Origin of the sequence: Thalassospira xiamenensis M-5 = DSM 17429 (genome assembly GCF_000300235.2) — a bacterium.
In the GTDB taxonomy this organism is placed as follows: Bacteria; Pseudomonadota; Alphaproteobacteria; order Rhodospirillales; family Thalassospiraceae; genus Thalassospira; species Thalassospira xiamenensis.
The window spans coordinates 1,979,685-1,994,375 of record NZ_CP004388.1 but is presented as its reverse complement, the minus strand read 5'-3'; the positions used below and the strand labels follow the sequence as shown (position 1 = coordinate 1,994,375).

The 14,691-nt window shown below is 51.8% G+C and carries 14 protein-coding genes; 9 read left to right on the top strand and 5 right to left on the bottom strand.

Going from position 1 to position 14,691, the window contains the following annotated elements:
- The first annotated feature begins 115 nt into the window (after positions 1 to 115).
- From TH3_RS09360 to msrA, 5 genes are all read left to right on the top strand, one after another.
- A complete protein-coding gene (locus tag TH3_RS09360; protein WP_007092157.1) occupies positions 116 to 577 on the top strand; it encodes a tetratricopeptide repeat protein in 462 nt (153 codons plus the stop codon).
- Between the two features lie 177 nt (positions 578 to 754).
- Positions 755 to 1,078, top strand: a complete 324-nt coding sequence (locus TH3_RS09355) for a hypothetical protein (protein ID WP_233421863.1) — start codon at positions 755 to 757, stop codon at positions 1,076 to 1,078.
- 167 nt (positions 1,079 to 1,245) lie between these two features.
- A complete protein-coding gene (locus TH3_RS09350) occupies positions 1,246 to 2,574 on the top strand; it encodes an SPOR domain-containing protein (RefSeq protein WP_007092155.1) in 1,329 nt (442 codons plus the stop codon).
- 215 nt (positions 2,575 to 2,789) lie between these two features.
- Positions 2,790 to 3,122, top strand: coding sequence for a hypothetical protein (locus TH3_RS22845; protein WP_139328151.1), 333 nt, complete (start codon positions 2,790 to 2,792; stop codon positions 3,120 to 3,122).
- A 1-nt stretch (position 3,123) separates the two neighbouring features.
- Positions 3,124 to 3,768, top strand: coding sequence for a peptide-methionine (S)-S-oxide reductase MsrA (gene msrA, locus TH3_RS09340; protein ID WP_007092153.1), 645 nt, complete (start codon positions 3,124 to 3,126; stop codon positions 3,766 to 3,768).
- A gap of 57 nt (positions 3,769 to 3,825) precedes the next feature.
- Here the strand turns inward: msrA and TH3_RS09335 are convergent, their stop codons facing one another.
- The 5 genes from TH3_RS09335 to moaB all read right to left on the bottom strand — a co-directional run bounded on the left by TH3_RS09335 (position 3,826) and on the right by moaB (position 8,339).
- A complete protein-coding gene (locus TH3_RS09335) occupies positions 3,826 to 4,587 on the bottom strand; it encodes an IclR family transcriptional regulator (protein ID WP_007092152.1) in 762 nt (253 codons plus the stop codon).
- 71 nt (positions 4,588 to 4,658) lie between these two features.
- Positions 4,659 to 5,465: a hypothetical protein gene (locus tag TH3_RS09330; RefSeq protein ID WP_007092151.1), complete on the bottom strand. Its 807-nt coding sequence runs from the start codon at positions 5,463 to 5,465 to the stop codon at positions 4,659 to 4,661.
- A 212-nt stretch (positions 5,466 to 5,677) separates the two neighbouring features.
- Positions 5,678 to 6,739: a methyl-accepting chemotaxis protein gene (locus tag TH3_RS09325; protein WP_007092150.1), complete on the bottom strand. Its 1,062-nt coding sequence runs from the start codon at positions 6,737 to 6,739 to the stop codon at positions 5,678 to 5,680.
- 248 nt (positions 6,740 to 6,987) lie between these two features.
- Positions 6,988 to 7,758 carry a sulfite exporter TauE/SafE family protein gene (locus tag TH3_RS09320; RefSeq protein ID WP_007092149.1) on the bottom strand — a complete coding sequence of 257 codons (771 nt, stop codon included), beginning with the start codon at positions 7,756 to 7,758 and terminating at the stop codon, positions 6,988 to 6,990.
- A gap of 50 nt (positions 7,759 to 7,808) precedes the next feature.
- A complete protein-coding gene (gene moaB / locus TH3_RS09315) occupies positions 7,809 to 8,339 on the bottom strand; it encodes a molybdenum cofactor biosynthesis protein B (protein ID WP_007092148.1) in 531 nt (176 codons plus the stop codon).
- Positions 8,340 to 8,765: 426 nt separating this feature from the next.
- On the opposite strand from moaB, the gene TH3_RS09310 reads away from it, so the two are divergent.
- The 4 genes from TH3_RS09310 (at position 8,766) to TH3_RS09295 (ending at position 14,688) form a co-directional block, all read left to right on the top strand.
- Positions 8,766 to 10,718: an acetoacetate--CoA ligase gene (locus tag TH3_RS09310; protein ID WP_007092147.1), complete on the top strand. Its 1,953-nt coding sequence runs from the start codon at positions 8,766 to 8,768 to the stop codon at positions 10,716 to 10,718.
- 533 nt (positions 10,719 to 11,251) lie between these two features.
- Positions 11,252 to 12,271, top strand: coding sequence for an amino acid ABC transporter substrate-binding protein (locus TH3_RS09305; RefSeq protein WP_007092146.1), 1,020 nt, complete (start codon positions 11,252 to 11,254; stop codon positions 12,269 to 12,271).
- Between the two features lie 115 nt (positions 12,272 to 12,386).
- Entirely contained in the window at positions 12,387 to 13,583 is a 1,197-nt protein-coding gene (locus tag TH3_RS09300) for an amino acid ABC transporter permease (protein WP_007092145.1), read from the top strand.
- 1 nt (position 13,584) lies between these two features.
- Positions 13,585 to 14,688 (top strand): amino acid ABC transporter permease, encoded by a 1,104-nt coding sequence (locus TH3_RS09295; RefSeq protein WP_007092144.1) that lies wholly within the window; start codon positions 13,585 to 13,587, stop codon positions 14,686 to 14,688.
- The last annotated feature ends 3 nt before the right edge of the window (positions 14,689 to 14,691 follow it).

Sequence of the window (14,691 nt, the reverse complement as noted above, 5' to 3'; positions counted from 1 at the left end):
TATTTCTTTCACCAACTCGTGACTGCACTTAACGCAAAGTTGTGCTAAATCCGAAACTGATCCCAAGCCCCCAACGTATCTGGTGCATATGTTTTTTAAGGAAAAGGTAGCGACAATGAATTCCAAAGGTAAAACCCGTTATTTTATTGCATCGCTGGCAATGACGCTTGCATTGGGTACTGTATCCTCCGCAGCTTTGGCGATGGGCAGCGGCAGCAGTTGGGGCAGCGACACACCCGATCTGTCCGAAGTCGTCGAAATGATTGATGCTGGCAAATACGACACGGCTATCGCAAGCCTTGAAGGCATGCTCGAAGATGATCCGAAAAATGCCGATATCCTTAACTATCTTGCTTATAGTCAGCGGAAATCAGGCGATCTTGAAAGTGCGTCCCAAAACTACGAACGCGCATTGATGATTGATCCGGAACACAAGGGTGCTTTGGAATATCAGGGCGAACTGTTCCTTCAGACCGGAAAGCCCGACATGGCGCGTGAAAACCTTGCGCGACTGGAGAAAGTCTGCGGTATGGATTGCGACGAATACAAAGAGCTGTCAGCAAAAATTCCGCAATAGATTTGCACCGCAAAAAAACCTTCCGAAACTATTCGTTAGGATAGCTTTGCAACACACACGTTTGTCGCCATGTATTACCCCTCTTGTGGGTAATACATGGAACTGGACTTGGTCATGCCTGACGCTGTGCTGCGGAAAAGTTATACTGTTGTTGTCGTGCGCAGCACAGGACAGCAAATGGACCTGGAAACGCTTTCGGATTATCAAAGCGCGATCAATTCTGCGAAAAACGCATTGACCAACAATAACAATTCCGAAGTTCGCGTTGTCGAAAACAAATATGACGACGCCACAAAACGCGACAAAAAACAGGTTGTGAAAATCCTGACCCGTCAGGAAAGTGGCGCAGGAAATGGCGGCGCGGCAAAATCACGCGCAAAGGATTCCGGCGTCAGCCACGAAGTAGCCAACCAGTTTAGCAAGGGGATCGTCAACATCGTTCTGGCGATTACCGTTCTGGTGCTTCTTGCCGGGATTGTCATCCCATTGATGAACCGCTGATAGTGCATAACACCGCTAATCGTATCGAAACGACGATATCCCGCGAAACGCTGAGATAAATCGATCATCTGTTTTCTCTGACTGCTTGACAGTGTGCCGCCCGGTTGCAAAATTGGTGAAGTCCATGCAATGGACCTTCGGGGGCTCAAAGGGAAATCAGGTGCCAATTGATCAATAAAAGCGCCAAATCCGTCATATCGTCGCGCTGGAAATACGGCTGCCTGACGATTGCACTGTTCGTCCCCCTGCTCTCCGGATGCTCTTCTGACGATATGATGTCGCTGTTTGGCAACAAAACTGGGTCCAAACAAATCAAAATCAGCGATACGGACAGCCAATCGCAAACGGCAATAGCATCTGGCATCGATAGTGCTGCCTGCGGTCTTTTCTTTGATAATGCATCTGCCGGGACAGTTTCGAACCAAGCCCTGAATGACAATGCAGCAGAACCGATATCGCTGCAGGGCAATCCGGCCGATGACCTGCGTCATGCCATGGCACTTGATCTTGCCAACGAACATGCAAAGGCGCGGCGCCTTTATCTCTGGTTGACCGCAGCCGATCCGAATGCCTCAATCTCGATCAATTGCGGTAACGGCATTATGCTAAGCGGTACGATCACAAGCCTTGCACAAAAGCGCATTAAGGCGATGGATATCAGCAATCCGGATCTTGCCCGCTCGCGCGAAATTGATGCGGTGGTTGCTTCGGCAATCGTTGCGCCCGGCCCGGAACTTCCCGATCCGCCGACGGTGCAAAGAAATCGCGACTTTTACAAAAACACTGTCGCGCTCGACATTCCGCCCGAGGATTCAACGGCTGCGCGTCCCGCAATGGAAATGGATGTTAGCAGCAATACAGCACGCCTGACCTCTGTTGACCGACCAGCAAGGAAAATTGCTGCACCGTCTGTTGTCCCCCAAACAGAGCAACTAACCGCGGCAACGACACCACCTACGATCAAAGGCGATGCGGTTACGCCAAGGGCGTCAAACAAAGCTCTGACTTCAACAACGCGTCCCATTGAAAGCGGCACGCTGGAACTGGAAGATGAAACATCTGCATCACAAAGCACCTTGATCGAAGTTCCAATGGTGGATGCGTCAAACAAAGCCCAAGCTGAAGAGAGCACTGCGGAAATTCCAACCGAGCCAGCAAAGATTGCTGAGGCCCCTGCACCTTCGATCCGTGAACCGGAACCCAAGCCAGAAGCGTCTCAACCGGTTCAAACAAGCAGTTCTTCTTATTACGCGGTGCAATTGGCGGCCTATCGTTCGCGTGAAATGGCTGAATCCCGTTGGTTGAAATTTGAAACCATGGGTAACGGCATCCTTCGTGGCGCAAGCCACGAGGTCCAAAGCATTGCGATTGAAGGTCAAGGTCTGTTTTTCCGTCTGATGACCGGAAAGTACTCCAGCCAGTCCGAAGCACAATCAGCGTGTGGCGGCCTGAAACGCGCCGGAATTGACTGTCTGATCCGTCACATAAAACCCTGAAATCACATCTTCGGAAAAAGCTTCAGGGTTTTGATTTATCGTCGGGTGGCATACTCGCCCCGGATGCTTTACCTGCCCAGTGACCGAATGACCGGTGTCGATGAAGCGCTTCCGGCCTTGTCTTATGGCCATGCCTGCGAAGAAACCCCGGCAGGCGCTTCAGAACCGCCTCGATTCTGGTGTTGTGCCGGTAATATCGCCAACGCAAATACTGGATGAAACGCCTTGTGCGTTTTGACCCGGCCGCCAGCATCGGGATGCCAATCGCAATAAAAACCATCCCGAAAAATGGGGGCGGCAGAGGCAGGAATACGAACCCGATGAACAGGTTGATTACACCGCCACCAATCAGCAAGGATGATTTCAAATGTCTTGCGCGTCGCAAATCAGCGGCTTCCAGCGATAATGACATGCAGGATTCTTATTATCGCGTCCCGCACGGCCCTTACCAAAAGAATGTTCGAAGACAATTTACCGTGAAGGCAATTGCCAAAGCATCAATCTGGGTTAAATTGCAACTCAGTCCATTAACTCAAGGCAGGTTCTGACATGTTCTCTTCGATCGCCCCAGAAAAAGTCTCTATCCCGTCTGCCGAAACCGCCCTGCCCGGTCGCGCCGAGAAATTGCAAGTCGCAGATCGCCATGTGGTTACAGGCAACCCGATGACAGGTCCGTTCCCAGACAACCTTGAAACGGTTGTATTTGGCATGGGTTGTTTCTGGGGGGCGGAGCGTCTTTTCTGGAAACAGGACGGCGTCTATACCACAGCCGCAGGTTATGCAGGTGGTTACACCGAAAACCCGACCTATCGGGAGGTCTGCAGCGGTATGACCGGCCATGCGGAAGTTGTTCAGGTGGTCTATGACCCGGCTGTGATTTCATATCAGACGCTGCTGCGTCTGTTCTGGGAAAACCATGATCCGACCCAGGGCATGCGCCAAGGCAATGACATCGGCACACAGTACCGGTCGGTAATCTATACCCTGAACAACACACAGAAAGAAGCCGCTGAGACGTCAAGAAAACAATATCTTGATGCGCTCAAATCCGCCGGGCGGAATGCCATCACAACCGAAATCAAAGACGCCCCGCCATTCTTCTATGCAGAAGACTTCCATCAGCAGTATCTGCACAAGAACCCGGATGGTTACTGCGGCCTTGGCGGAACCGGCATTTCGTGCCCGGGAATGTAAAACGCAATACAAGGTTTAAAGATCAGCCTGCATGAACATCAATGCGGGCTGATCATCTTACACCGGTTTGCCGCCATATTCACGGCTAAGATCTGCACAAACCCGCCGGACTTTCAATCCGAACTGTTCAATCCGTTCGTTCGGTATGCGGGCAGCGGGGCCCGACAGGGATAGTGCCGCAATCGGCAGTCCTGTCTCATCACGTACAACGCCTGCTACACAGCGCAAGCCAATGGCATGTTCTTCATCGTCAAGTGCGTATCCACGCTGCCTTGACCGGTTCAGATCACTTTTCAGCGTATCGGCACTGATCAGTGTACGTTCGGTGATTTTTGGCAGACCATGCTGCGTGATTACCGCATTCACCTCTTCATCAGGCAGAAATGCAAGCAGCGCCTTCCCCACACCCGAGCAATGCATCAACGCCCGGCGGCCTGGCGTTACCAATGCCCGCATCATCTTGCGACATTCCACCTGCGACAGGAAAATAACTTCGCCGCCATCAGCCACAGCCAGATTGACCGTTTCGCCACTGTCTTCCATCAAGGCGCGCATATAGGGGCGCGCGATCTGGCTAAGATTACGGTTTTTCGTAAAGGCATTACCCACACTGAACGCCTGCACGCCAATCGACCACAGCGTTCGTTCACCATCGAATGTGACATAGCGTTCATGCTGCATCGTCGTCAATAACCGGTGCACGGTAGAGGGCGGCAAATGCACCTGATGGGCGATTTCGGTCAAGGTCATCCCGTACTCGCTATCCGCAAGCGTGTTCAGAATGCTGATTGCCCTTACCAATGACTGAACCTGCTGCATGCAGATCATCCTTCCGGTCGCAGGCTTTGGAGCCTTGGGAACTGATATATTGTAATATTATGGGATCGGCTTCAGACACGCACGGACTTTTCGCGCATCCAGACCAAAGTGGAATAAGCGATCAAATAAACTGTCGCTGCCGCGAAGCTAAGCAATGTACCAACATTAATACCCCAAACCGGATACGTGAACGTCACCGCAAGAATATAAATCCAAAGCGATCCCATACCTCTTGGGAAGTTACGGATTACCGTGTGCAATGGACCAATGCCATAAGATGCATGCAGGATCAGCATCATCGGATAAAGCGTCACCGGGAACCCAGAAAAAAGCCCGGCCCATTTCGGTCCGATCCATGCCGCAATACCGCTGATGCCAAGAACAATCAGTGCGGCAAGAACAGCTCTAAACAGCACGATGCGTCGGGTCAATCGCACCCGGTTCAATATGCGAACATTCTCGATCCCCCGAAACAGTATCAGAGCGACGATCATGGCAGCCAACAGGGTAACGGCACCTGAAATCCGGGTAAACTGGATCTGCTGGCAAATCCATGAAACGAACATGAATGCGCCAAAGGCCGCGACGGAACTTGCCGGTATCTGCAATATCATCCGGCGGTCTGACAACAACCGTGACGTCAGGTAATAGGCATATAGAAAGGCAAGTGTTGCGATCAGCCCCGGCAGGGCATAGACGGCGCTTTCTGTCGCAAACACAACGCCCTGCTCCAGCCCGATAAAATAAAGCAGGATCGCCGTTCCAAGCGGGTATCCGGAAAGCACCCCGGCGGCACGCGGGCCTGTACGCTCCGCAAGGATGGATAACCCCAGCACAACAGAAATTGATACTGCAAGCTTGGCAAACAGCAACGTCAAGGTAACCTCCCGCGGCTTATTTTAACAATTCATCGATGAATTGTCGTAATATTATATTTTACCGCTATCTCCTTTTTCCAGCCTGCGCAAGCAGGAACCAATTTTAAGATGTTTCACGAACACTAGGCGCATAAGCAAAAAAGCGAGCCCCGACGGTGCCCGCTTTTCTGGTTGCTATGCTTTACTTGGTCTGGCTTTGCTGCCGACCGCCCCTATGACGCCATTGAAAGCTTTGCCCCCGGCTTATCAGCTGCTTTGATGGCATTTCGGGGCTGTTGAACAATCACCCCGCGCCAACCAAGCCCCTTATATGTCTCATAACCGGGCGTTAGCGCATAAGCGACCAGTGACCCATCCGCCAACAGATAGGAACCACGATTGGGGTCCTTGACCTCCAACCGGATCTGCTCGCTCAAGACGCCCTGATTATCGGACGCCGCGATGATGCGATTTTGCGAGTCAATCAGCATTACACGCGTGCGTGCACGCTCTTCGTCGCTGAAGTTCAATGCCTTTACCACCATCGGTGCCTGGTTTTCCCAATCAAAGAAAACCCCCATAACACCGATAACGTCGCCTTTTGCCTTACCGCCCCGTCGAACAGCCGTCGCATAGGTCGCCGTAGCCGCGTTATTTAGCAGCTCATTGTGCGCGATATCCGCAACCGCATACGCCCCGCCATCCCGGCATCGCATAGCTTCGCGGAACCACGGCATGTGACCGATATCTGTACCGACAAGACGGTATTTATCCGGACGCCCGGTGGCAATGATCCGGCCGCTACAATCCGCAATCCAAAGGTCAAGATAGACGGTATAGGAATCAAGGATCACGCCAAGGCGCTGCGATGTCTGGCTGGCGATTTCACCGTTGTCCGGGTTCTCGCAAACATCAACAACCGCGGCGTCTGTGGCCCACCATCGAACATCACAAGACCGCTCAAACAGGTTTCGGTCCATAAGCTCGACAACATATCGTGACAGGTCGGCAAAGCGGTCTCCACGCGCCGTTTGCGCCGTTCGCTCAAGATCAAGCGCCAGACTTTCAAACATATGTTCGAGTTCTTCGGTAATGACGGTTACGCGCTGCGAGATTTCCTTAACCTCGTTGGCAACGACGCCAAACCCGCGGCCTACTTCCCCCGCACGTGCTGCTTCGATCAACGCATTCAGCGCCAATGTCCGCGTAGCCCGGGTTACACCTTTTATTTCTGTGATCTTCTCATTGGCAAGTTGCGACATCTCTGTTGCCACCTGCAAAATTCGTTCGGGCATTCCCGCAAGCTCCCCTTGCAAAATTTGGTTTCACCCCGTGTTGATGCTTTTTTTTATGCATCATTCTTAAGCGTGCAATTTATATGCAATTCATACCCGATTGGTTAATGAAAAAAATGCTTACATAGTGCGTTTGAGATAATTTTCCCGATTAAATCACGCCAAAAGAAAAAGGGCAGGAAATTTCCCGCCCTAAAATTCAACCTGATGAACACAAAATTACCGCATCAATCACACCAGAACGTCATTCAAATCTTGGCAAAGTGGATAACGGTATCAGACAGCAGTTTTAAACCGGTAATAAACAGCAAGGTGTAGCACACCCGATAAAACAGCTTTTCATTGACCTTGTCATGCGCCCAAAGCCCCAGCCACGTCCCGAAAAGCGCCACCGGAACCAGAACAAGCGCGGTTCCGAAATTGGCACCACCGAATTGCCCCAGATACCAGTACGGAATCAGCTTCACATAATTGACAACGATGAAGAACATGACGGTCGTACCGACGAAAACCGTTTTGTCCATTCGCTGCGGCAACAGGAACACAGAAACCGGCGGACCACCAGCATGCGCGACAAAGCTCGTAAAACCGGCAATGGTCCCCCAAAACGATCCCATGCCCCAATTGGCAGGCTTGACTTTATCACCACGCCTCTTTCCACGAAACCAGTGATCAAGTGTAAAGCCGATGGCAATGAGGGCAATAATCAGCTTCACGGCATATTCATTCAGATAGCTGAACGATAATGTACCGATCAGGATACCAAGAAGTGCGGCAGGTATCAGGATCATCATATTGCGACGATCCCACTTCTTCCGGTATGCCCAGACATTGGCAATATCCATCAGACACAATATAGGCAACATAATTGCCGCCGCGGCCTGCGGAGACAACGCCAATGCCATCAGTGGCACTGCCATAACACCAAGCCCACCCCCAAACCCGCTTTTTGACACACCAGCAATCAAAACTGCCGGAATTGCGACAAGGTAAAAGAAGGGATCGGTGATAATTTCCATAAAATCGTCCTACGGAAGGTGATCGTCTCGTCTAAAACCTGAGCGGCAGATTACTTTTCGGTCAAACGCGGCATCAGTTCGACGAAGTTGCATGGACGGTGACGAATGTCGAGTTGATAGAACAGGATATCATCCCAGGCATCCTTGCACGCACCATTCGACCCAGGCAGGGCAAACATGTAAGTTCCACAAGATACGCCAGCGGTTGCACGCGATTGAACAGTCGATGTGCCAATCTTGGCATATGACAGCCAGCGAAACAGCTCGCCAAACCCGGGGATCTCCTTGTCATAAACCTTCTGATGGGCCTCTGTCGTAACATCGCGCCCGGTCACACCAGTCCCGCCCGTACTGATGATCACGTCAACCTTCGGATCATCGCACCACTGCCGGAGCTGCGAGACAATCGTGTCGAAATCATCCTTTACGATAGTCCGCGCCGCGACCTTGTGACCTTTGGCTTCGATCCGATCAGCAAGAATCTGGCCAGAGGTATCATTCCCCAGCGTTCTGGTATCGCTCACCGTCAGAACAGCAATATTTACAGATACAAACGGGCGATTTTCATCGATTCTGGACATGCTATCAACTCCGGATGGTGGCTTCATTTCCGACAGAGTAGTCAGCATGCAGACAAGCGCAAGCCGTTTCGAAATACCGCACCGCACAACACACCCTCAGCACATCACAATCGAACAAAAGATCGCAAATTTTGGTTATTTAATTACCGAAAAACGCTTGAATTTCCCGGGCCCGATCACCCTCCATTCAAAAAACTGGCAACAAACCCAATAAAATTAATGTTAATTTTCATAACACTAAGAAGAAAACCTGAAACTCTTAAACTTGACTTTCAGCAAGATAGTTCACACTTCGCCCACTCTGCCCCATGACTTTTCTTGCCGTGCAACATAATTCACCGTAAAAAAGTGGTAGGGAGATACCGATTTGAGCCTTAAAAATGGTCGGTAATTGCAAGAAAACAGGCAGGAAACAAAGGATCCATCATGAGCGATTTGCTTTGGCAGCCCAGTCCAGCGCGCGTTGAAAACGCCAATGTCACCCGGTTCCGCAACTGGGTGAACGAAAAGCACAGCCTGAAACTGGACAGCTTCCACGCGCTCTATGACTGGTCGGTTGCCAGCAAGGAAGATTTCTGGCCCGCAATTATCGACTATGTCGGTCTGAAGGCAGAAAGCTGGGGTGACTCAGTACTTGTTGACGGCTACAAAATGCCCGGTGCAAAGTTCTTCCCGAATGCCCGACTGAATTTTTCAGAAAACCTGCTGGTCCGTGATGACGACACCGACGCGCTCGTTTTCTGGGGGGAAGACAAGGTCAAAACCCGTATCTCATGGTGCGACCTGAATATCGCGGTATCGAAATTCTCGCAGGCACTTCGCGCCGAAGGCATCAAAAAGGGTGATCGCGTATGCGGATACATGCCCAACATGGTCGAAACCGTGATCGCAATGCTGGGTACAGCCGCAATCGGTGCCACTTGGTCATCGGCCTCCCCCGACTTCGGGGTTCAGGGCGTCGTTGACAGGTTCGGCCAGATCGAACCCAAATTGATGATTACGGTTGACGGCTATCACTATAATGGCAAAAGCCACGACATTCGCGAAAAAGTCCGCGATGTTGTCGACAGGATCACGACGATCCAGAAAGTTGTCATCGTCAAATATGCCTTTGATGGCACCAACACGACCGGCATTCGCAATGGCGTTTCCTACGATAATTTCCTAGCCCCCTTCAGTCCGGAAAAGATCGTATTTGAACAGGTCGAATTCAATCACCCGCTTTATGTGATGTTTTCGTCCGGCACGACAGGCAAACCGAAATGCATTGTGCATGGCGCTGGCGGAACGCTTCTTAAACAGGTTTCCGAACATGTCCTGCATTGCGATGTGGTGCCCGGCGATCGGGTATTCTACTTCACCACGTGTGGCTGGATGATGTGGAACTGGTTGATGGGCGGCCTTGCGGCTGGGGCGACACTGCTGCTTTACGATGGATCGCCGTTCTACCCCAGCGGAAATATATTGTTTGACTATGCCGATGCCGAGGGCATGACCCTGTTCGGGACATCGGCCAAATATATCGATGCATTGGCAAAGGCCGAACTTAAACCACGGGAAACCCATGATCTATCGACGGTGCGTGCCATGACATCCACCGGATCGCCTCTGGCCCCCGAAAGTTTCGATTATGTCTATCGCGATATAAAATCCGATATCCATTTGGCCTCCATCTCTGGCGGGACCGACATTCTGGGCTGCTTTGTTCTTGCTTGTCCGGTCTTACCGGTGAAGCGCGGCATCATTCAGACCCGCGCACTGGGTCTTGCCGTTGATGTTTTTGACGATGACGGCAAATCAATCCGCAATCAAAAGGGCGAACTGGTCTGCACCGCCCCCTTCCCCTCCATGCCGATCGGTTTCTGGAATGACCCCGATGGCGCACGCTATAAAGAAGCCTATTTCAACCGTTTCGATAACATCTGGTGCCACGGCGACTATGTAGAGCTTGACGATGACGGCGGTATGGTCATCTACGGCCGATCAGACGCGACGCTTAACCCGGGCGGTGTCCGGATCGGCACCGCCGAGATTTATCGTCAGGTCGAAAAGCTCCCCGAAATTCAAGAATCCATCGTTATCGGTCAGGAATGGGATAACGATGTTCGGGTCATCCTTTTCGTTGTGCTGCGCGAAAAATATCAGCTGGACGAACTTCTGATCGACCGTATACGCAAACAGATCAGGAACAATTGTACGCCCCGTCACGTCCCGGCAAAGATCATTGCCGTGGCCGATATTCCCCGCACAAAGTCAGGAAAAATCACCGAACTGGCCGTCCGGGATGTTGTGCATGGGCGCCCGGTGAAGAATCAGGAAGCACTCGCAAACCCAACAGCACTTGAACTTTTTTCCAATTTACCGGAACTGCGCAGCTAGGCCGAGACGTCCGGCTCAGAACATCAAAGCCCCGTCGCGTGATCGACGGGGCTTTCGTTTTTGCAAAAGATTAATCAGAACCATAAAGCGTGCCGATTTGATTTCAGCGCACATCGCAAGTCGATTCCGCGCCGCAACAGAGTTTATTTTTTGAGCAACAGTTACATTTGGTCAAAAAATACTCATTTCATTGCTGACAACAAAAAAATTTTGAGATTTGTTGCTTTTCAGAACCTGACCATTCGAACAGGTTTTTAACCTTTTGAAATATGGCGTTTTTTAACAGCAAAAAGGCTCTGTAGTCGTCAAAACAACGTTTTTCAGTACATCACCAAAGCGAGGAAATGGCGTAAATTTGAAGAACAAGCCCCCAGCGTAAAATTTTTCAGGCTTGACACATACCAGCCGAAAATTTCTTAATTTGGTGGTCCGATAAAAACAGGACAGTAGGATATGCTGCTCTGGCATATCCAGGGTGGCATAAAAGTTACCAAAGCCATAAAGAATGCTTTGCTAATGAGGGAGCTCATCTAATGAAAATCAAAACGATCCTGGCCGCTGGCGCAATGTCTGTTGCAGCCATCGCCGCAAACAATGCCCACGCGGGCGCTGTGCTTGACGGCATCAAGGCTAAAGGTTTCGTTCAGTGCGGCGTGAACACCGGTCTTCCGGGTTTCTCCGCTGCCAACGCCGAAGGCAAATGGGAAGGTATTGACGTTGACGTTTGCCGTGGCATTGCTGCTGCACTTCTGGGCGACGCTAACAAGGTTCAGTACACCCCATTGACCGCTGCGCAGCGTTTCACCGCTCTGCAGTCTGGCGAAATCGATATCCTTTCGCGTAACACCACGGCGACCCTGACGCGCGACGTCAAGCTTGGCCTGACCTTCCTTGGTATCAACTACTATGATGGCCAGGGCTTCCTGATTCCGAAAGCCTTGGGCGTATCCAGCGCGACGGAACTTGACGGCGCAACCGTTTGCGTCGAGCCGGGCACCACCACCGAACTCAACCTGGCTGATTACTTCCGTGCCAAAGGCATGAGCTTTGAACCGGTCGTTATCGAAAACATCAACGAAGCAACTGCTGCCTTCTTCTCTGGCCGTTGCGACGTTTACACCACTGACGCATCGGGCCTTGCCTCGATCCGTACCACCATGGCGCCGAACCCGGACGACTATATGATTCTTCCGGAAATCATTTCCAAAGAACCGCTTGGACCGGCTGTCGCACAGGGTGACGAACAGTGGGCTGATATCGGTCGCTGGGCTCTTGCCGCCATGATCGAGGCCGAAGAATACGGCGTCACGATGGCAAATGTTGACGAAATGAAGAGCAGCACCAACCCCGGCATCCAGCGTCTTTTGGGCGTTTCCCCGGGCATGGGCGAAGCTCTTGGTCTTGACGAAGAGTGGGCATACCGCATCATCAAGCAGGTTGGTAACTATGGCGAAAGCTATGAGAAAAACGTTACCGCGAAACTGGGTGTCGAGCGCGGCCTGAACGCTCTCTGGACCGACGGTGGCCTGCAATATGCTTGGCCGGTTCGCTAATACCTAGCGTCGGCTAAAAATCGCCTAACGAAGCTCCGCCCCACTGCCTGAACGCATGGGCGGAGCTTTTCGTTAAGGCCACTCACATTGGATACAATCTACACCTGAGGGTCAGATGAGTAAGACTCAAAATGCCCCGGGGGGTGTTCGTTCCAAGACCGTCGTCGATTACCTGAATGACGAGAATGTTCGCGCAATACTGTATCAAATCATTGCGATCGGACTTGTCATATTGGCGGGCTGGTATCTGGTTTCCAATACGCTGGTAAACCTGGAACGACAAAACATCTCAACCGGTTATGGCTTCCTTGATCTCGAAGCTTCGTTCGAAATCAGTGAAAGCATGGTCCAGTACAGTGCACAAAGCAGCTATGCAACCGCACTGTTGGTTGGCCTTCTGAACACCGTAAAGGTGTCTTTACTCGGGATTATCCTGTGTACCATTATCGGTACCATTTTCGGGATTGCGCGCCTGTCGTCGAACTGGATCGTTCGGAAACTGGCGACTGTTTACGTGGAAATTTTCCGGAATATCCCGGTCCTGTTGCAACTTTTCTTCTGGTATGCCGTCATTCCGAACGCGTTCCCGCATCCGCGCGACGCATTCGAACCCCTGCCCGGCGTCCTGCTGACGTCACGTGGCATGTATATGCCGGTTCCGGTTGCCGATAATGCCTATACCCTGATGGGAATTGCCGCGATCATCGCTTTCGTTGCAATATTCTTGATCAAAAAATGGGCTAAAAAACGTCAGGATGAAACCGGTCAGCCATTCCCGGTATTTCTTGTCGGAACGGGTATTTTTGTCGGCCTGGTCTTTATTGCCTATCTGATCGGCGGTGCGCCGACCGATATGGACATACCGGAACTCAAAGGCTTCAACATCCGTGGTGGCACAAATGTTTCACCCGAGTTCCTTGCCGTGCTAATTGGCCTGACGGTTTACACGTCAACCTATGTTGCCGAAGTTGTTCGGTCCGGTATTCAGGCCGTCCCTCACGGCCAGTGGGAAGCTGCCGATAGTCTTGGTATCAAGCGTTCGGTTGCCCTTCGCAAGGTGATTCTGCCGCAATCCATGCGCGTCGCCATTCCGCCACTGACCAACCAGTATCTGAACCTGACCAAAAACAGCTCGCTTGCTGTCGCGGTCGGTTATCCCGATCTGGTGTCGGTATCAAACACGACCATGAACCAGACCGGTCAGGCGATCGAGGCAATCTCGATCTTCATGTCGATCTATCTTGGTCTGTCCTTGTTGACCTCGCTCTTTATGAACTGGTTCAACAAGAAAATGGCACTGGTGGAGAGGTAAGATGGCAGATAAGGCAAAATTACCTCCGCTTCCTACAGGCACTTTTTCTGCCCGTGCAGTTACATGGTCAAAAAAGAACCTGTTTGACGGTTGGTTCAACACCCTCCTGACACTAGGCTCCATCGCATTCCTTGTGTGGCTTATTCCGCCACTCGTGAACTGGGGGATCATCAATGCAACGCTGACGCCCTCCATCGAAGGTTGTGCCGAAGTCACCGGCGCATGCTGGGGCTTTGTGAACGCCAACTTGCGTCTCATTCTGTTTGGAACCTATCCGTACGACGAACAATGGCGCCCGCTTCTTGCTATGATTGTCCTGATGGGCATCATTTGCTTCAGCCTTGGCGGGGTTAAATATCCTTCCTTCCGCAAGGCAATCATCCCGATGTGGGTGATCGGGGTTCCGATCATTGCAATCCTGATGTGGGGCGGTGCACTTGGCCTGACTTATGTGCAGAACAGCTATTGGGGCGGACTTCCGCTGACTCTGATCCTGTCGGCGATCGGCATCATCTTTGCCTTCCCGCTGGGCTTGCTTCTTGCACTGGGACGTCAGTCGAATATGCCTGCGATCAAGACGATCTCGGTTGTCTATATTGAAGTGATCCGTGGTGTGCCGCTGATTACGGTTCTGTTCATGGCATCTGTCATGTTCCCGCTGTTTCTTCCGGACGGTGTGACCATCGACAAACTGCTGCGCGCGCAGATCGGTATCATTCTGTTCACCGCGGCCTATCTTGCCGAGGTGTTCCGTGGCGGTCTCCAAGCTGTGCCGCGGGGCCAGTTCGAAGCCGGCGACAGCCTTGGCCTGTCCTATTGGCAGTCCATGCGCCTGATCATCCTGCCGCAGGCTTTGCGTCTGGTAATCCCACCGACCGTGAACAGCTTCATTTCGATGCTCAAGGATACGACACTGGTGGTCATCATCGGTCTGTTCGACTTCCTTGGCACCGTCAAGCTGGCACTGCGCAGCGACCCGGCATGGACGAAATACTACGTCGAGGGTTATGCCTTCGCCTCGGCAATTTTCTTCCTGATCTGTTTCTCCATGGCCAAATATTCGGCCTATCTTGAAAAAGAGCTCCGCAAGGGCGAGCAACGGTAAGGA